This window comes from Nocardia sp. MH4 (assembly GCF_019266065.1).
Taxonomy (GTDB): domain Bacteria; phylum Actinomycetota; class Actinomycetes; order Mycobacteriales; family Mycobacteriaceae; genus Nocardia; species Nocardia canadensis.
Genome location: NZ_LPNR01000109.1, coordinates 50,063 through 66,634, shown reverse-complemented (window position 1 = coordinate 66,634; position 16,572 = coordinate 50,063). Strand labels below are relative to the sequence as shown.

The 16,572-nt window shown below is 70.2% G+C and carries 18 protein-coding genes and 1 pseudogene; 10 read left to right on the top strand and 9 right to left on the bottom strand.

The features are described 5' to 3' along the window. Positions 1–66 precede the first annotated feature (66 nt). The 4 genes from ATM97_RS20450 to ATM97_RS20435 form a co-directional block, all read right to left on the bottom strand. Positions 67–1,380, bottom strand: a complete 1,314-nt coding sequence (locus ATM97_RS20450) for an amidohydrolase family protein (RefSeq protein ID WP_218719640.1) — start codon at positions 1,378–1,380, stop codon at positions 67–69. Positions 1,381–1,507: 127 nt separating this feature from the next. After that, positions 1,508–2,620 (bottom strand): winged helix DNA-binding domain-containing protein, encoded by a 1,113-nt coding sequence (locus ATM97_RS20445; RefSeq protein WP_218719639.1) that lies wholly within the window; start codon positions 2,618–2,620, stop codon positions 1,508–1,510. Positions 2,621–2,703: 83 nt separating this feature from the next. Beyond that, complete coding sequence (locus tag ATM97_RS20440) at positions 2,704–3,678, bottom strand: NADPH:quinone oxidoreductase family protein (RefSeq protein WP_218719638.1); 975 nt, start codon at positions 3,676–3,678, stop codon at positions 2,704–2,706. A 56-nt stretch (positions 3,679–3,734) separates the two neighbouring features. Continuing rightward, positions 3,735–5,390 carry a serine/threonine-protein kinase gene (locus ATM97_RS20435; protein WP_218719637.1) on the bottom strand — a complete coding sequence of 552 codons (1,656 nt, stop codon included), beginning with the start codon at positions 5,388–5,390 and terminating at the stop codon, positions 3,735–3,737. Between the two features lie 142 nt (positions 5,391–5,532). Between ATM97_RS20435 and ATM97_RS20430 the strand changes: the two genes are divergently transcribed. After that, the gene (locus ATM97_RS20430) at positions 5,533–6,306 is read left to right on the top strand and encodes an acyl-[acyl-carrier-protein] thioesterase (protein WP_218719636.1); all 774 of its coding nucleotides are present in this window, start codon (positions 5,533–5,535) and stop codon (positions 6,304–6,306) included. A gap of 34 nt (positions 6,307–6,340) precedes the next feature. On the opposite strand, the gene ATM97_RS20425 is transcribed toward ATM97_RS20430, so the two are convergent. Next, complete coding sequence (locus ATM97_RS20425) at positions 6,341–8,008, bottom strand: FAD-dependent oxidoreductase (protein ID WP_218719635.1); 1,668 nt, start codon at positions 8,006–8,008, stop codon at positions 6,341–6,343. A gap of 158 nt (positions 8,009–8,166) precedes the next feature. On the opposite strand from ATM97_RS20425, the gene ATM97_RS20420 reads away from it, so the two are divergent. Next, positions 8,167–8,658 carry a histidine phosphatase family protein gene (locus ATM97_RS20420; RefSeq protein WP_218719634.1) on the top strand — a complete coding sequence of 164 codons (492 nt, stop codon included), beginning with the start codon at positions 8,167–8,169 and terminating at the stop codon, positions 8,656–8,658. A gap of 12 nt (positions 8,659–8,670) precedes the next feature. Here the strand turns inward: ATM97_RS20420 and ATM97_RS20415 are convergent, their stop codons facing one another. Further along, complete coding sequence (locus ATM97_RS20415; RefSeq protein WP_218719633.1) at positions 8,671–8,874, bottom strand: hypothetical protein; 204 nt, start codon at positions 8,872–8,874, stop codon at positions 8,671–8,673. A 48-nt stretch (positions 8,875–8,922) separates the two neighbouring features. Between ATM97_RS20415 and ATM97_RS20410 the strand changes: the two genes are divergently transcribed. The 6 genes and pseudogenes from ATM97_RS20410 (at position 8,923) to ATM97_RS20390 (ending at position 12,715) form a co-directional block, all read left to right on the top strand. Then, positions 8,923–9,291 carry a VOC family protein gene (locus tag ATM97_RS20410; protein WP_218719632.1) on the top strand — a complete coding sequence of 123 codons (369 nt, stop codon included), beginning with the start codon at positions 8,923–8,925 and terminating at the stop codon, positions 9,289–9,291. Positions 9,292–9,380: 89 nt separating this feature from the next. Next, positions 9,381–9,845 carry a MerR family transcriptional regulator gene (locus ATM97_RS20405; protein WP_218719631.1) on the top strand — a complete coding sequence of 155 codons (465 nt, stop codon included), beginning with the start codon at positions 9,381–9,383 and terminating at the stop codon, positions 9,843–9,845. After that, positions 9,842–10,858 carry an aldo/keto reductase gene (locus ATM97_RS20400; protein ID WP_218719630.1) on the top strand — a complete coding sequence of 339 codons (1,017 nt, stop codon included), beginning with the start codon at positions 9,842–9,844 and terminating at the stop codon, positions 10,856–10,858. The genes ATM97_RS20405 and ATM97_RS20400 overlap by 4 nt, the downstream gene beginning before the upstream one ends. A gap of 55 nt (positions 10,859–10,913) precedes the next feature. After that, a pseudogene (locus ATM97_RS34530) lies at positions 10,914–11,375 on the top strand (carboxymuconolactone decarboxylase family protein); the annotation flags it as partial. 15 nt (positions 11,376–11,390) lie between these two features. Next, positions 11,391–11,729: a GNAT family N-acetyltransferase gene (locus ATM97_RS34525; RefSeq protein WP_255588125.1), complete on the top strand. Its 339-nt coding sequence runs from the start codon at positions 11,391–11,393 to the stop codon at positions 11,727–11,729. Next, positions 11,726–12,715 (top strand): pirin family protein, encoded by a 990-nt coding sequence (locus tag ATM97_RS20390; protein ID WP_218719628.1) that lies wholly within the window; start codon positions 11,726–11,728, stop codon positions 12,713–12,715. Before ATM97_RS34525 ends, ATM97_RS20390 begins: the two co-directional genes overlap by 4 nt. Before the next feature lie 38 nt (positions 12,716–12,753). Here the strand turns inward: ATM97_RS20390 and ATM97_RS20385 are convergent, their stop codons facing one another. Beyond that, positions 12,754–13,233: an SRPBCC family protein gene (locus ATM97_RS20385; protein WP_218719627.1), complete on the bottom strand. Its 480-nt coding sequence runs from the start codon at positions 13,231–13,233 to the stop codon at positions 12,754–12,756. After that, positions 13,230–13,562, bottom strand: coding sequence for a metalloregulator ArsR/SmtB family transcription factor (locus ATM97_RS20380; RefSeq protein WP_218719626.1), 333 nt, complete (start codon positions 13,560–13,562; stop codon positions 13,230–13,232). Before ATM97_RS20380 ends, ATM97_RS20385 begins: the two co-directional genes overlap by 4 nt. Positions 13,563–13,686: 124 nt before the next feature. On the opposite strand from ATM97_RS20380, the gene ATM97_RS20375 reads away from it, so the two are divergent. Then, the gene (locus ATM97_RS20375) at positions 13,687–14,943 is read left to right on the top strand and encodes an FAD-dependent oxidoreductase (RefSeq protein ID WP_218719625.1); all 1,257 of its coding nucleotides are present in this window, start codon (positions 13,687–13,689) and stop codon (positions 14,941–14,943) included. A 96-nt stretch (positions 14,944–15,039) separates the two neighbouring features. Continuing rightward, positions 15,040–15,672, top strand: coding sequence for a hypothetical protein (locus ATM97_RS20370; RefSeq protein ID WP_218719624.1), 633 nt, complete (start codon positions 15,040–15,042; stop codon positions 15,670–15,672). 3 nt (positions 15,673–15,675) lie between these two features. On the opposite strand, the gene ATM97_RS20365 is transcribed toward ATM97_RS20370, so the two are convergent. Then, positions 15,676–16,518 carry a helix-turn-helix transcriptional regulator gene (locus ATM97_RS20365; RefSeq protein WP_218719623.1) on the bottom strand — a complete coding sequence of 281 codons (843 nt, stop codon included), beginning with the start codon at positions 16,516–16,518 and terminating at the stop codon, positions 15,676–15,678. Positions 16,519–16,572 lie beyond the last annotated feature (54 nt).

The window sequence follows — 16,572 nt, the reverse complement described above, 5'->3', positions numbered from 1 at the left end:
GATCAATATCAGTGTAAATTGACTGAATTACATGCAATGTGTGATTCGTTTCTGGCGTATTAACAATCAGCGCATGCGAACCAGGCGCGCGGCCAGGTCCTGCGCGTCGACTCGGGTACTGACGCCGTCGCGGATCACGGCCTCGCCGTCGACCCAGACGGTGTCGATCACCCGCGACGACGCGGCCGTGAGCAGGCTGGCGCCGGGGTCGAGGACCGGCAGGCAGGCAAAGTCGCGATCGAAGCGGACCAGGGTGAGGTCGGCGCGGTCGCCGACGGCGACGCCGGTGCGGGTGGGCCTGCCGAGGACGCGGCCCGCCGCGCCGGTGGCCATGTGCAGCATGTCGGCGAAGCCGAGCAGGTCGGCCTGTTTGTTGGCCGCACGCTGCAGGAACGCGCCGAGACGGAGCGCCAGCAGCATGTCCTGGGTGTCGTTGCTGGCGGCGCCGTCGACGCCGAGAGTCACCTCGATGCCTGCGGCCAGCATCTCCGGCACCGGGGCGACGCCGCTGCCGAGGCGCATGTTGGAGACCGGGTTGTAGGACACCGCCACCCCGCGCTCGGCGAAGAGCGCGCGGCCGTGGGCGTCGAGGTTGACGCAGTGCACCGCCAACGTGCGATCCCAGAGGAAACCGCTCGCGTCGAGGTAGTCGACGGCACCGGCGCCTGCATGCAATCGGCACATCTCCTCGTCGGTGGTGGTCTCCAGAACATGTATCGACACCGTCTTGCCCGTCGCCTGGGCGTACTCGCGGGTGGCCGCCATCCCCTCCGGGGTCAGGCAGCGGGGGTTGGGCACGGCCAGCGCGGTGCTGATGCGGGTGCCGAGCAGTTGCTTGTCGAGGGCGTCGACGTGGGCCAGCGCCTCGTCCAGCGGCTGCATCAGGCGCGGATCCAGGCCCCACTTACGAGTGCTGTCGGCCCGATCGGCGAGGCCGCGCCCGAGGACGACGCGGATGCCGAGCTCGTCGAGCGCCCGGATCATCGCCTGGTGGATCTCGTCCGACGGGCTCGGCCACATGTGCTCGACCACCGTGGTGACCCCGCTGCGCAGCAGCTCCAGGCCGCCGGCCAGCGCCGAGAGATAGGTCCGCTCGGGGGTGGCCGCGACCGTGAATTCGCCGACGCAGCGCAGCCATTCGAGCAGAGGCAGGCCCTCGCCGACCCCGCGCAGCACGGCTTGCTGCAGGTGGGTGTGGGTATTGACGAAGCCGGGCAGCAGGTAGCCGGAACCACCGTCGAAGCGCGGCAGGTCGGCGTGTTCGGGGCCCGCCCGCAGGGCGACGACGACGCCGTCGCGGACGACGACCTCGCCGGGCGCCCAGCCCTGTTCGGTGTAGACGGTGACATCGGTGATGACGACGGACGCGGGGGAACCCATGCGCGCACCTCTTCTGGGATGCGGCTGGTTCGCCCGCCCGGTTCAGCGGAGCACGTCGTCCGTTGCAGCCATGAACGTCGTGGCACCGACCCTAGGAAGCCGGTGTTGCCACGGCGTTAAACCCGTGTCACGGGCGGACGTCCGCACCGGGCGCCAGGATCTCCACGGCCGGGGCAGATTCCGGTTCGAGGAAGGCGAGCAGCCCGGCCGCCTCCGATTCCACCTGCGCGACTTCGGCTTTCGTCCAGGGCCGGATCGGGCTGATCCGCAGGCGCGCGGTGCCGGACTTGACGAAGATCTTGTACAGACCGGCCAGGAAGCCGTCGATCAGGACCGGCGAGACGTTGGCGGCGAAGGCCCGCAACGGCGGCGCGGAGCTGTCACCGACGATCCGCGAACGATCCTGGTGCGAGAGCAGGGCGTTGTCGTACCAGCCGAGCAGCCGCACCGGCGCGGGCAGATCGGGGTCGGCGAGCGTGAGGTCGGCGGCGTCGTAGAGGGTGCGCCCGCGCTCGTCGGTGTAGGTGCGGACCCGATCGCCCAGCGCGGCCACGGCCTGCTTCATCGCGGGCAGACGCGACCACGCCTGCATGTCCATGGTGCTCGCCGGGCCGAACGCGCGCAGATACCGCAGGATCAGTTCGGCCACCGGATAGCTCGGGTCGAGGGGTGCGTCGAGCCAGGGTTGCACCCGCGACCACACCGGCCTGCTGTTGTCGCGCCAGCGCCCGCGCGGCGGTGTTTGCAGCACGGGTAGTTGATAGAGCCAGGTCTGGACGATCGCGCCCGGGTCGCGATCCGGATAGATCCTGGCCGCTTCGTCGCGCAGCGCGGTGGCCGACATCGGCTCGGCACCGAGCACCGCTTCGCCGTGGGCGCGCACCTCGTCGGGCTCGAGGCCGACCATCGCGCCGTAGTTGAAGCCCTTGCGGAACGGCACCTTCTCCAGCTCCGGCTGGATGTGCGGCGCGATGCGCAGCGCGTCGGGCGGGGTGACCAGGTGAATCGTGCCGCGCATCAGGGTGATCCGCACCAGCGAGCGATCCTCGAGCCCCGCCGAGACCACGGCGGGATCGAAATCGGCGATCCGCCCCCACAATCCGACGAACGGCGGCGGGACATCCTGGGCTTGCAGACCGACGAGGTGATCGCACATCTGCGCGGCGGTCAGCGTCGAGCGCTCCAGCAGGTGCTGGCGGGCGAGCAGCGTCCGGTTGAGTACCCGATTGGACAGCTGCATGCGGCTCCTTCGACGACCCGGCGAACGACATGGACAGTACCGCCCGCCACCGACCGCCGCCGGGACGAGCGGGCACCGTCCGCTCAGCGCAGCCGCACGACGACCTTGCCGGTGGCGGTCCGGTTGTCCAGCGCCGCAACGGCTTCGGCCGTCTTCTCCAGCGGGTACAGCACCGGCTCGGGCGCGGGGATGGCGCCGGAGGCCAGCAGCGGCTCGACCTCGGCCCACTGTTCGGCCAGGTAGGTCGGGTGGCTCATCACCCATTCGCCCCACGCGGCCCCGACCACCTCGACGTTCTTGAGCAGCAGCCGGTTCACCTTCACCGTCGGGATCTCGCCCGCGGTGAAACCGACGACCAGCAGCCTGCCGCCACCGGCCAGCGAGCGGACGCTGTCGGTGAAGCGGTCGCCGCCCACCGGGTCGAGCACGATGTCGACGCCACGGCCCTCGGTGAGCTCCTTCACCGCGGCGAGCCAGCCCTCGGCCAGCACCACGTCGGTCGCGCCGTTGGCCTTGGCCACCTGCGCCTTCGACTCGGTACTCACCACCGCGATCACCCGGCCCGCGCCCAGCGCCCTGGCCATGCGCAGGGTGGAGGTGCCGATGCCGCCCGCCGCGCCGTGCACCAGCACGGTCTCGCCCTGGGCGATCCGGCCACGCTTGGTCAGGCAGAAGTGGACGGTGAGGTCGTTGAACAGAATGCCCGCGCCCGCGTCGAGCGAGACGTTGTCCGGCAGCTTGAACACGGCGTGCTCGGGCGAGACGGCCACCTCGGCGACACCGTTGCCGAGCATGGTCAGGGCGGCGACACGATCACCCGGGCGCAGCGCCGAGCCCTCCGGCGCCTCGCGCACCACCCCCGCCACCTCGCCGCCGACGACGAACGGCAGGCCCGGCTTCATCTGGTACAGGCCGCGCGTCATCAGCACATCCGGGAAGGCGATGCCCGCCGCGTGCACGTCGATCAGGACCCCACCGGGATAGGCCACCGGCTCGGGCAGTTCGACGATCTCGATCGCCGACGGACCATCCAGCTTGCCGACCTGGGCTGCGCGCATTTTCCAGAACCTCTCTCGGTGACACCCTCTACCGCGAACATATCCCGGCGGACCGATCAGCGATGGGCGAATTCCGTCACCGACTCGCTGGCCAGCACCGAGCCGCCCTTGACGATGGTGAGTCCGGCCGAACTGAGCTGATACTGCGTGCCGTCGGTCGGATTGGTCGCGGTGAAACCACCACCGCCGGTCGGCACCGGGTCGTCGAGTTCGATCCCGAGGCCGTCGCTGGCGCGCGCGCCCTTGTAGTAGTAGCGGTTGTCGCCGGTGTGGCAGATGACGACACGGGAGCCGGTGGTGCGCGCGATCGTCATCGCGGCGTCGTTGTCGTTGCAGCGCGGGCTGGTCAGGAAGCCCTGGCCGTCGGCGCCGGAGACGCTCGATTGCAGCGGCGGCACCGTCGTCGGGGTCGGGGTCGGCGCGTTCCGGGTGGTCGGGACGGTCTGGCTGACCGTCTCGATCACCGGCGGCGGGACCACGTCGCCGGTGGTCGTGATCGGCGGATCGGCGATGGTCCGCTGCTTGTCGTCGCCGACGCTGAGCATGATCCACACCGCCGCGCCGACCACCGCAACCACGATCAGCGCGCCCAGCGCACCGGCCAGGATCGGCGTCGACGAACCGCGCCGCGGCGGCAGCGGCAGCGGCGCGGAGGGGTGGGTGTATCCGCCGGGCCGGGTGGGCTGCGGACCGTTCATCCGATAGCCCGGCGGCGGCGTCCACTGCGGCTGCGGGCCGGCGGCCTGCGGCACCACCACCTGGGGACCGGACACCGTCGGCGGTGGCGGCTCACCGGTGTCGTAGGACCGGGGCCCGGTCAGCGGGCCGACCACGGTCGCCGCCGCCACTTGCGGGCCCGGCGCGGTGCGCGGCGCCGCGCGCTCGCCCTGCACCAGCGCGGCGCGGGCCGCGCGAGCCAGGTCACCGGGAGTGGCGTAGCGCTGTCCCGGCCGCTTGGCCATGCCCCGATCGATCACCGGATCGAAGAATTCCAGGGCCGGGTCCACGGCGCTGGGCCGTGGCGGCGGCGCCATCTGATGCGAGCCGATCGCGCCTGCGAGGCTGTTCACCGGGTACGGGACCCGCCCGACCAGGGCCTCGTAGAGCACGCAGGTCAGCGCGTAGGTGTCGACGGCGGCGGTCAGCGGCGCGTCCTCGAAGCGTTCCGGCGCCATGTAGGCCATCGAGCCGACGGCGCTGCCGGTGCTGGTGAGCTGCGGATCGGAGTCGGTGTGCGCGATGCCGAAGTCGACCAGGTAGGCGAACATGCTGCTGGTGAGCAGGATGTTGGCGGGCTTCACGTCGCGATGGATCAGGCCGATCTCGTGGGCGGCGTCGAGCGCGGCGGCGATCTGTTCGACCACCTGCACCGCCTCACCGGGCGTCAGCCTGCCGTGCCGCTGCAGGCGGTCCTTGAGATCGGTGCCCTTGACCAGCCGCATGTCGATGTAGAGGACACCGTCGACCTCACCCCAGTCGTGCACCGGGATGACGTGCGGCTCCTGCACACTCGCCATCGCGTGCGACTCCCGGCGGAATCGCTGCACGTAGACGGGGTCTCTGGCCAGATCGCGGTTGAGCACCTTGACGGCGACAGTGCGATTCTTGGAGGTGTCGTAGGCCTCGTAGACCTCCCCCATACCGCCGACTCCGAGGAGTCTGCGCAATTCATAGCGCCCGAACATCGAGCCCGCCATCGCCCCGCCGGCCATTCCTGCAGGCTACCGGGAGCCGGTGGAATTCGATACCGCTTGCCCCGGCTCCGCGCGAGGGTGTGATCTGCGCCCCGTAAAGTCGTCAGCAGAACTACGCAAGAAGTCGCGGCACACCTGGTGCGCCGTGCAAGGAGCACACGTGTCACTCGATCAGCCACTGGCCCCGCTTCCCCAGGAGGGCATGGGTTTCGCCGCGGCGTGGCCCGTCCGGGCTGGCGATGTGGATCCCTATCACCGGCTGCGCTTCGATGCCGTGGCGCGCTATCTGCAGGACATCTCCTGGGACGAACTGCATCAGACGGCCCTGCATCGGACCGACCCCACCTGGATCGTGCGCCGCACCGTCATCGACGTCATCCGGCCGGTCACCTGGCCCGACCAGGTGCACCTGACCCGCTGGTGTTCGAGCATGTCGACCCGGTGGACGAACATGCGCACGCGGATCACCAGCGACGGCGGCGGGCTGATCGAGACCGAGGGCTTCTGGATCAACCTCAGCGAGTCCAGCAATCTGCCCGCCCGGATCAGCGACGAGGGCCTGGCCTACCTGGCCCGATCCACCGACGAGCACCGGTTGCGCTGGCGGCCCTACCTGACCGATCCGGCCCCGCGCGAGTCCGACACCGATCTGCCGTTCCCGGTCCGCGCGACCGATATCGACCAGTACAACCACGTCAACCACACCTGCTACTGGCAGGCGGTCGAGCAGTTCCTGGTCGACTACCCCAAGCTGGTCGCCGGACCGCACCGCGCGGTCATCGAATACGTGGCCCCGGTGCTGGCCCGTGAGCACATCACGGTGCGCGGCCGCTACGAATCGGGCGACCGGACCGGCCGCCCGGTGCTGCGGCTGTGGTTCGTGGTCGGCGGGATCACCACGACCGTCGTCCGGATCATGCCCCTGCCGGAGTAGCCCCGGCCCGCCGCGCGGACCGGGGCTGCCTCGGCTAGCCCTTGGCCGCTTTGAGCAGATCGGCGCGGGTGGTGAACTTGACCCGCGGCCTGCCCGCCGCCTTGCCCGCGGCCTTCTCTGCCTGGTCGATGGTCTTCCAGCCCTTCCGGTCGACCAGCTCCGGCTGCCGCTGCGCGAGCAGCGCCTGCAGCGCCGCCCGGTCACCGGTCGGCGCGGTGAGCTTGCCCGCGATGAAGTCGGCGATCAGCGCCTCCACCGTTTCCTCGGCGTCGACCCGATTGGAGCCGATCACGCCGCGCGGGCCGCGCTTGATCCAGCCGGAGACGTACACGCCCGGCACCGGCTCGGTCGCCTCGATGACCCGGCCGTGCTCGCTGGGCACGGTGCCGCGCCGCTCGTCGAAGGGCAGACCCGCGATCGGCACGCCGCGGTAACCGATCGAACGCAGCACCAGACCGGTGTCGAGCGACTCGGTGCGATCGGTGGCGGTCGCCACGAGCTGACCGTTCTCCTCGGTCAGTTCGTTGTGCGCGAACTCGATCGAGGTTGCCTTGTCCTCGCCGTGCACCGCGGTCGGCGTAGTCAGGTAGCGGAAGACGATCCGCTTGTGCGCGGGGTCGTGCTCGGCGGTGGAGTACTCCTGCGCGAGGGTGTACTTCAGCCGCAGCGACGGCTCGATGTTCGGGTCGTCGAGCAGCGCCTGGCTGTGCGGGTCCAGCGCCAGATCGGCCGGATCGACGACGACGTCGACGCCCTTCAGGTGCGTCAGCGACAGGAACTCCGGGGTGCTGTAGGCGGCTTGCAGCGGGCCGCGCCTGCCCAGGATCACCACCTCGCGGATGTTGCTGTTGCGCAGCGCGTCCAGGGCGTGGTCGGCGATGTCGGTCTTGGCGAGCTCGTCCGGGTCGACGGTGAGCACGCGGGCGACGTCGAGCGCGACATTGCCGTTGCCGACGATCACCGCGCGCTCGCCCGACAGGTCGAACTCGCGATCGGCGAAGTCGGGGTGGCCGTTGTACCAGGCGACGAACTCGGTGGCCGAGTGACTGCCGGGCAGGTCCTCGCCGGGCACGCCGAGCTTGCGATCGCTGGACGCGCCGACCGCGTAGATCACCGCGTGGTGGTGATCGAGCAGTTCCTGATGGTCGATGTGCTGACCGACCTCGACGTTGAGGTAGTACTGCAGCGTCTCGCGGCGGAAGGCCGAGTCGAACATGTTCGCCACGTTCTTGGTGCCCGCGTGATCGGGCGCGACGCCCGCCCGGACCAGACCCCACGGGGTCGGCAGCCGGTCGAACATCTCGACCTCGACGTCGCTGCGGCGCAGCAGTTCGTCGGCGGCGTAGCAGGCGGCCGGGCCGGCGCCGACGATCGCGACGCGCAGCGTGCCCAGGTCCTTGGGCGGACGGGTCGGGGTCGCCAGCGGATCGAAGTTCGACTCCAGCGGGTGGCGCTGGAAGTAGGCGGCGTTGATCTCGCGGTACCTGGCCAGCGAGGCGAGCAGGTCGTCCTCGGAGAAGATGGCGTCCACCGGGCACGCGTCGACACAGGCTCCGCAGTCGATGCAGGTGTCGGGGTCGATGTACAGCATCTCCGCCGTGGCGAATTCCGGCTGATCCGGGGTCGGACGGATGCAGTCGACCGGGCACTCGGTGACGCAGCTGGCGTCGTTGCAACAACGCTGCGTGATGACGTAGGCCATAGTGTGCAGATCCTCGAAATGTGTGGTCGGTGGCTCGAGACGTCGTCCGTGGCGGGCCCGCGGCGGGTGTGCCACGAACACATCTACGGTGACGCAGCTTTCAGTGTGCCTCGAGTGTGACCGCTACCTCACCGGCGGTCGGGATTACGGTGGTTCCCATGGTGGCGACCCTGATCCTCATGCGGCACGGAAAATCGGCATACCCCGACGGTGTCGGCGATCACGCCCGCCCGCTGGCGCCGCGTGGGCAGCGGGAGGCGGCCCTGGCCGGTGACTGGCTGCGGGCCACCCAGCCGCCGATCGACGCCGTGCGCTGCTCGACCGCCACCAGGACCAGGCAGACGCTCGCCGCGACCGGGATCGATGCGCCGGTGGAGTACACCGACGACATCTACGAGGCGAACCCGCACACCCTGATCGAGCTGGTCCAGCTCACCGACGATGCCGTCGGCACGCTGCTCGTCGTCGGGCACGTGCCCGGAATCCCGTGGACCGCTTGGGAACTCGCGGCCAATCGCGACTCCGATCAGGCGACCGAGCTCAGCCGCAAATTTCCCACCTCGGCGCTGGCCGTGCTCGAGTTCGACCGGCTGTGGGCACAGCTGGACCCGGGTTCGGGTGAACTCACGTACTTCCACGTGCCCCGCTGAGGGCGGACGCGGCTACTTGAGCAGCTTGCCGCCGACGACGATGCCGACCCCCAGCAGGGCGAGCAGCACGAAGGCGACGAAACCGTTCGTCAGCCACCACACCACGCCGAGCACCAGCACCACCGGCGCCACCGCGATCGCGGTGATCACCGGGCTCTCCTTGACCGTCTCCCAGGCCGATCGGGCCCTGACGCGGTCGATGTCCTTACCTGCCATGTGATCCACACTACGTTTCTGTCGGCCTCTGGTGCCATGCTGAACGGCATGGATTGGAAAATCGAACTCGTTGCCATCCCGGTCACCGATGTCGATCGGGCCAAGGACTTCTACACCAGCATCGGTTTCAACGCCGATCACGACCACACCCCGAGCCCGGACATCCGCTTCGTCCAGCTCACCCCGCCCGGCTCCGGCTGCTCGATCTGCATCGGCCGCGGCCTGACCAGTGCGGCCCCCGGCAGCGTCGAGGGCATGCAGATGGTCGTCCCCAGTGCCCAGCAGGCCTACGAGCAGCTCGTGGCCGCGGGCGTGGAGGCCAGCCCGGTGCAGGACATGGGCTGGGGTCTGTTCACCTTCTTCGCCGACCCCGACGGCAACCGGTGGGCCGTGCAGGAGCTGCCGAAGTACAACTGAATTCGCTCGTCCCGCGAGAATAAGTCTTGCTTGGAGCGCACTCCAGGTGGATAGCGTCGGTGGGGTTCCACGAGAAAGGGACGAGCACGATGGATCAGGACGCGGCCCTGCGCAGCACCGCCGGGGACGACGATCGCGAACGCCCGCGATACTCGATCGGCCAGGTCGCCGAGCGATCGGGCCTCAGTCGCGACACCCTGCGCTGGTACGAGCGGATCGGGCTGATGAGCTACGTCGGCCGCGACCACACCGGCAACCGGCGCTTCAGCGACCGCGACCTGGAATGGCTGACGCTGATCAAGCGGTTGCGGATGACCGGCATGCCGGTGGCCGACATGATCCGCTACGCCGAACTGGTCAAGGCGGGTGAGCAGACCTACCCGGAGCGGCTCGCGATGTTCCGCCAGACCAGGTCCGACGTGCTCGACAAGATCGCGGAACTCCAGCAGACCGTGGCCGTCCTCGACTACAAGATCGCCATCTACGAGGGCAGATCCGAGGCCGACCGGCCGGCCACGCGCACCGCGTCCACGAGCGAAGGAACCGATACATGAGCACCACCGCGACGCTGCCCACCACCACCCTCGGCACCGGCGGCCCGCTGGTCGGCGTGCAGGGCCTGGGCTGCATGGGCATCAGCGAGTTCTACGGCGAGACCGATCCGGCCGAATCACGCGCCACCCTCGAGCACGCGCTCGAACTCGGCGTCACCCTGTTCGACACCGCCGACATCTACGGCTCGGGCCACAACGAGGAGTTCCTGTCCGAGTTCGTCCGCGCCCATCGCGACGAGCTGGTGATCGCGACCAAGTTCGGCATCGTGCGCAAGGCCGACGACCCCGCCTACCGCGGCTTCGACAACTCCCCCGGCTACATCCGCGCCGCGGTCGACGCGAGCCTGCGCAGGCTCGGCATCGACACGATCGACCTGTACTACATGCACCGGCGCGATCCGCGGGCGCCGATCGAGGAGACCGTCGGCACGCTGGCCGAACTCGTCGCGGCGGGCAAGGTGCGCGCGCTGGGGCTCTCGGAGGTGACCGGCGACGAACTGCGCGCCGCGCACGCGGTGCACCCGATCGCGGCCGTGCAGTCGGAGTGGTCGCTGTTCTCCCGCGACGTCGAGCGCACCGCGGTGCCCGCCGCCGCCGAACTCGGCGTGGCGTTCGTGCCGTACTCGCCGCTGGGTCGTGGCTTCCTCACCGGCGCGTTCCGCACCGCGAAGGACCTCGGCGACAAGGACTTCCGCCGGTTCCAGCCCCGCTTCACCGGCGACAACGCCGAGCACAACGCCGAGCTGCTCGCCCCGCTGGCCGCGATCGCCGCGGCGCACGGGATCACCCAGGCCCAGGCGGCGCTGGCGTGGGTGCACGCGCGCGCCGAGGCGCACGGCCTGCCGGTGGTGCCGATCCCCGGCACCCGCAAGCGCGTCCGACTGGCCGAGAACGTCGCGGCGGCCACGGTGCGGCTCACCGCCGAGGAGCTCGCCACGCTGGAGCCGATCGCCGGGCAAGTGGCGGGCAACCGCTACGCCGACATGTCCTTCACCTCCGCAGGTCGGGAATAGCCGTCGGCGCGCCGCGGTCCGACGGGCCGCGGCGCGCGGCGCTAGCATCGCGAGAGTGACCGAACGCCACGACCGCGTGTGGATCGACAAGCAGCACCCCGCGATCTTCAAAGCGCTCAGCGCGACCGCCGCCGAGATCCGCGCCGCCGCGGCGGCCGCGGGGATCGAGCGGCGGCTGATCGAGCTGATCAATCTGCGGGTCTCCCAGATCAACGGCTGCCCGTACTGCCTCGACGTGCACGAGCACGCGGGCCTCGGCGCCGGCTTGTCGGCACAGGAGATCGCGGTGCTGCCCGCCTGGCGGCGCGGCGGCACGTACTCGGCCGCCGACCGGGCCGCGCTGGGGCTGGCCGAGGCCGTCACCACCCTGCCCGACGAGGAGCGCACCGATCGGGAATACGAGATCGCGCGCGAGCATTGGTCCGAGGAACAGATCTCGGTGATCATCTGGATCGCCGTCGCGATCGGCGCGTTCAACCGCGTGTCGATCCTGAGCGCGCACCCTGTTCCGGTGCGGAAGGAGCGCAAGAAGATGTCCGAGACCACCCCCGCCGCGCAGCCCGCGTCGACCGAGCCCGAGCGCCGGGTCGTGCGCAACCCGGAGAAGAACCGCTACGACGTGTTCTACGACGGCGCACTGGCCGGCTTCGCCGAGTACATCGAGCGCGACAACGACACCGATTTCATCCACACCGAGATCGACGGCGCCTTCGCGGGCAAGGGCCTGGGCAGCGTGCTCGCCCGCCAGGCCGTCGAGGACGTGATCGCGCGCGGGCGCACCATCACCGCGCACTGCCCGTTCATCCGCGGCTGGCTCGACAAGCACCCCGAGTACGACGCGCACGTCGTCGGCAAGGGCATCGCCAAGTGAGCGATCTGGAGCTCGATCCCACCGAGGCGGTGTGCGAGCCGTCGCCGAGTCCGGGACCGATCACCGAGCTGTACCCCGCCAGGGAGGTACCCCTCGGTGGCGTGCGCGGTGTGTACGTCGAACGCACCCTGCCGCAACGGGATCTGCCGACCGTCGGCGCGTGGTGTTTCCTGGACCGGTTCGGTTCGCCGACCGTCACCCGGACCGGCGCGTCGCCCGATATCCTGCCGCACCCGCACATCGGCCTGCAGACGGTGACGTGGCCGTTCGACGGCCGGATCCGGCACCGGGATTCGGTGGGCTCCGACGTCGAGATCGAGCCGGGCCAGCTGAACCTGATGACCTCGGGCCGCGGTATCGCCCATTCGGAGTTCGGCGTCTCCGGCGCCCACGCGGGCAACGGGCTGCAGCTGTGGATCGCGCTGCCCGGCACCGCGACCGGGATCGAACCGCATTTCGAGCAGCATCGCGAGCTGCCCGTGTACGAGGAACCGGGCCTGCGGGCCACCGTGCTGATCGGCACGCTGGGCGGCGTCACCTCACCGGCACGGGCCTACACGCCGATCGTCGGGGCGGATATCGTGCTCGACCCCGGCGCCGAGGTGCGGCTGCCGCTGGAACGCGCCTTCGAGCACGCGGTGCTGGTCGTCGAGGGCACCGTGGTGGTGGACGGGACCGAACTCTCGCCCGGCCCCCTGCTGTATCTGGGCACCGATCGGGCCGAGGTGCGCCTGACCAGCACCGAGGGCGCGCACTTCGCGCTGATCGGCGGTGAACCATTCGCCGAGGAACTGGTGATGTGGTGGAACTTCGTCGGCCGCAGTCACGACGAGATCGTCGCGGCCCGCAATGCCTGGGAAGCCCACGACACCAGCCGTTTCGCCGAGGTGGTCGGCCACGCGCCGGACGAGCGGATTCCCGCCCCACCGCTGCCGCCGCTGCGTTTGAAGCCACGCAAGCGGGCGACCGGCTGCGCCCACCGCTGATCCGGCGCCGCCTCCCGCGGCGCCGGATCCGACGGCCGCTAGCGGCCGTCGGCCAGCAGGGCGTCGAGGGCGCGGTAGCTGTCGTTGAGGCCGCCTTCCATACCCGAGGCGAGCATGCCCGCGCATTCCTCGGCGGTGTGGAAGATGCTGTCGGTGACGACCCTGGTGCGGCCGTTGCCGAGGTCGACGAAGGTGGTCGAGTCGATCGAGATGTGGGCGGGCATGCCGTCCCACTCGAAGGACTGCACGATGCGCTCCTTCGGGGTGATCTCGCGGAAGCGGCCCTCGAAGCCGTAGGACTCGTCGCCGTCGTGTTCGACGAAGCGCCAGTGGCCGCCCTTGCGGAACTCCCAGCGCTCGACATCGACGACATGGCCGCGGCCCCACCAGCGCGAGAGCTGTTCGATCCGGCTGTAGGCGTTCCACACCCGGTCCAGCGGTGCGTCGAAATCGCGTTCGATGTGGACTTCGCGGTCCGAGGTCGAGGTGATGACCGCGTCGTTGGTCGTTGTGCTCATTGCTCTGGCTCCGTTCGTTCGAGGAATTCACCGAGACGGTCCATCCGGGCTTCGAGCATCTGCCGATAACCCTGCATCCAGGCCACCTCTCGATCGAAGACGTGCTCGCCGATCCGGCAGTACCGGACCCGGCCACGCTTCTCGGTGACCACCATGCCCGCGTTCTCGAGCAGGCCGATGTGCTTCTTGATGCCGGTCAGGGTCATCTCGAACCGCTCGGCCAACTCGCTGATGCTGGCGGGCCCACGCCCGAGTTGCTCGAGGATGCCCCGCCGGGTGGGGTCCGCGAGCGCCCCGAACGAGGCATCCAGGAAGTCATACTGAACCATCTAGTTCAGTATTGCGCGGCCACGCCTCCTCGTCAAGGGCGGTCGAGGATTTCCGAAAACCCTGGACCTGCCCCCGGATTGACTACTACGCTCCGTCGTAGACATCGGTGTTCGAGGGGGAGACATGGACAAGACGACATGCTGCATCGTCGGCGGCGGACCGGCGGGCACGATGGCGGGCCTGCTGCTGGCCAGGGCGGGCGTCGAGGTGACGGTGCTGGAGAAGCACCCCGACTTCCTGCGCGATTTCCGCGGCGACACCGTGCACCCGTCGACCGTGCGACTGCTCGACGAACTCGGCCTCGGCGTGGACTTCGCCCGGCTCCCGCAGTCCACCCTGACCAGGATGTGCATGTACGCCGGCGATCGGATGGTCGTCGCCGCCGACCTCAGCCGGATTCCCGGCCGGTACCGCCACATCGCGATGGTCCCGCAGTGGGACTTCCTCGACCTGCTGGTCCGCGCCGCCGCCACCGAGCCGACCTTCACGCTCCGCATGCGCTCGACCGTCACCGGGCTCATCCACCAGGCCGATACCGTCACCGGGGTGCGATACCGCGACGCCCACGGCACCGAGCACACCCTGCGCGCCGACCTCGTGATCGCCTGCGACGGACGCGATTCCGTAGCGCGCGAGGCCGCCGGACTCCGCCAGCGGAGCGAGGACGTGCCGATGGACATGTGGTTCTTCCGCGTCCCGAAGGGCGCCGACGACACCGATGGTGGCGCGGTGCAAGCCCGCTTCACCAGCGGGAACTCGGCGGTGGCGATCGACCGCGGCGACTACTACCAGACCGGTTACATCATCGAGAAGGGTCGCGACGCGGCCCTGCGGGCCGCCCACGACGTGGCATGGCTCCGCGAACGCGTCACCGAGCTGTTCGGCTGGCCCACCGAGGCGACCGCGGCGATCGGGTCCTGGGACGACGTGAAACTGCTCGAGGTGACCGTCGGGATGCTGGATCGCTGGTACGTGCCCGGCCTGCTGTGCATCGGCGACGCCGCGCACACGATGTCGCCGGTCGGCGGTGTCGGGGTCAACCTGGCGGTGCAGGACGCTGTCGCGACCGCGCGGCTGCTCGCCCAGCCATTGCTGGACGGGACGGTGCGAACCGCCGACCTGGAGAAGGTCCAGCGCAGGCGGATGCTGCCCGCGAGCTTCACCCAGCGCTCCCAGCGCGGCGAGCACGACATGCTGATCGCGCCCGCCCTGCGCGGTGAGCTGACCACTGCCCCACTGCCGCTGCGGGTCGTCGACGCCGTGCCGATGCTGGCCGGGCTCGCCGCGTACCTCGGCGGTATCGGCCTCCGCCCCGAGCACGCGCCGGACTTCGCGCGCAGGCCGAATGCCGATGCGGGACGGTCGGCCGCGTCGCGCTGACCGCCCGACAACTTTCCGAAAAGCCGCTCAGCGGTTAGGTTTGCCGCGACGAACGGGACGATTCGGTCCCGGTGGATCAGCGGGAGGCTTGGCGGGATGAGGATCGGCACTGTGATCGGCGCGGCGCTGCTGGCGGTGGGGGTCACCCTGGCGGGCACGGGAGTCGGGACCGCCGAGCCCGAACCGGCCGGCACCGAGCCCGGCGTCCAGCTGCGCGGCGTCGACAAGGACGTGAACTACCAGGTCGGCGTGTCCGAGGATCGGCGTGCCGTGGTGACCACGCTCGACGCGGGCCGGTTCCAGCTGGTGCACGACGCGAAGGTCGTCACCGTGACCGATGCCGCGGGCACGGTGATCGCCGCGCTGCCGATGGTCGTCCGCCTCGGCGAGCGCGAGGTGCCGCTGACGCCGGCCATCGACGCGGCGGGCACCAGCCTCACCCTCACTCCGGTCGGCGAGTCCGATACCCCGGTGCGCGATATCAGCGCGCAGGAACGCTTCTTCGCCGAGACCCAGCGACTGCAGCCGCAGATCATCCAGGGCGCCGTGATCGGGGCGGCGATCGGCTTCGTCCTCGGGTTCCCGCTCGGGCTGTTCGTCCTGGACTTCATCACCGTGCCGGTGGCGACGGTGGCAGGCGCGGCGATCGGCGCGCTGGCCGGGTACGCGCTGGCCGGCGGGCAACCGGCCGTCGACACCGCGCTCGCCTACGTCACCGGGGCGCCCTGACGGTCACGCCGGACTCAGGCGCTGGGTACCGATCACGCGCAGCAACGCCATCTTCTCGGCGGCGTCGGTCCCGGGCCTGGGCAGGTAGACGAGCAACCGCTGCGCCGCGTTCCTGGTGACCAGGACCTCGCAGATCGTGTCGATCAGCCCGACCTCGGGATGCGCGAACCGCTTGCTGTCGGTGACCCGCACGGCCACCTCGTGTTCGTTCCACAGCGCCTCGAATTCGGGACTGGTGCTGCGTAATTCGGCGATGTAGTGGGCGACTTCGGCGTCGCCTGCCCGGCGTGCCGCGGTGGCGCGCAGGTCGGCGACATGGCTGCGGCTGAGCCGATCCCAATCCGCTTCCGGGAACACCGCCCTGGCGGCGGGATCGGTGAACCACCGCCAGGCGTAGTAGCGGTCGAGACCGCTGCGCTCGCCGTGATCGCCCGCCAGCAGGGTGTGCATGCGGTTCTGGACGAGCACTTCGCCGAGCTCGGTGATCACGGCGGCCGGGGTGTCGTCGAGTTTGGACAGCATGTGCAGCAGACCCGGCCCGACGTGCTTGTCCCGCAGCTCCCGATCCGGGGACTGATGACCGCACAGATGGAACAGGTGGTCGCGTTCGTCGGCGCTCAGCCGCAGCGCCCGGGCCAGCGCGGCCAGCACCTGGGTCGACGGGCGCGGTCCGCGCGCCTGCTCCAGCCGGGTGTAGTAGTCGGTCGACATGCCGGTGAGCAGGGCGACCTCGTCGCGGCGCAGCCCGGGAGTTCGCCGGCGCACCCCGGGCGGCAGGCCGACGTCGGCGGGCGTCAGCTGTTCGCGGTGCCTGCGCAGGAAGTCGGCGAGCTCGGAGCGGTCCATCCCTCCATGGTGCGCGACCGCGCGCGGCCCAGCCAGGGACCGGCGATCCCCCGA

Excerpts from the sequence above, each read along its gene's own strand:
- ATM97_RS20450 (WP_218719640.1), bottom strand. The coding sequence starts at position 1,380 with ATGGGTTCCCCCGCGTCCGTCGTCATCACCGATGTCACCGTCTACACC.
- ATM97_RS20445 (WP_218719639.1), bottom strand. The coding sequence starts at position 2,620 with ATGCAGCTGTCCAATCGGGTACTCAACCGGACGCTGCTCGCCCGCCAG.
- ATM97_RS20440 (WP_218719638.1), bottom strand. The coding sequence starts at position 3,678 with ATGCGCGCAGCCCAGGTCGGCAAGCTGGATGGTCCGTCGGCGATCGAG.
- ATM97_RS20435 (WP_218719637.1), bottom strand. The coding sequence starts at position 5,390 with ATGGCCGGCGGGGCGATGGCGGGCTCGATGTTCGGGCGCTATGAATTG.
- ATM97_RS20425 (WP_218719635.1), bottom strand. The coding sequence starts at position 8,008 with ATGGCCTACGTCATCACGCAGCGTTGTTGCAACGACGCCAGCTGCGTC.
- ATM97_RS20420 (WP_218719634.1), top strand. The coding sequence starts at position 8,167 with ATGGTGGCGACCCTGATCCTCATGCGGCACGGAAAATCGGCATACCCC.
- ATM97_RS20415 (WP_218719633.1), bottom strand. The coding sequence starts at position 8,874 with ATGGCAGGTAAGGACATCGACCGCGTCAGGGCCCGATCGGCCTGGGAG.
- ATM97_RS20410 (WP_218719632.1), top strand. The coding sequence starts at position 8,923 with ATGGATTGGAAAATCGAACTCGTTGCCATCCCGGTCACCGATGTCGAT.
- ATM97_RS20405 (WP_218719631.1), top strand. The coding sequence starts at position 9,381 with ATGGATCAGGACGCGGCCCTGCGCAGCACCGCCGGGGACGACGATCGC.
- ATM97_RS20400 (WP_218719630.1), top strand. The coding sequence starts at position 9,842 with ATGAGCACCACCGCGACGCTGCCCACCACCACCCTCGGCACCGGCGGC.
- ATM97_RS34525 (WP_255588125.1), top strand. The coding sequence starts at position 11,391 with ATGTCCGAGACCACCCCCGCCGCGCAGCCCGCGTCGACCGAGCCCGAG.
- ATM97_RS20385 (WP_218719627.1), bottom strand. The coding sequence starts at position 13,233 with ATGAGCACAACGACCAACGACGCGGTCATCACCTCGACCTCGGACCGC.
- ATM97_RS20380 (WP_218719626.1), bottom strand. The coding sequence starts at position 13,562 with ATGGTTCAGTATGACTTCCTGGATGCCTCGTTCGGGGCGCTCGCGGAC.
- ATM97_RS20375 (WP_218719625.1), top strand. The coding sequence starts at position 13,687 with ATGGACAAGACGACATGCTGCATCGTCGGCGGCGGACCGGCGGGCACG.
- ATM97_RS20370 (WP_218719624.1), top strand. The coding sequence starts at position 15,040 with ATGAGGATCGGCACTGTGATCGGCGCGGCGCTGCTGGCGGTGGGGGTC.
- ATM97_RS20365 (WP_218719623.1), bottom strand. The coding sequence starts at position 16,518 with ATGGACCGCTCCGAGCTCGCCGACTTCCTGCGCAGGCACCGCGAACAG.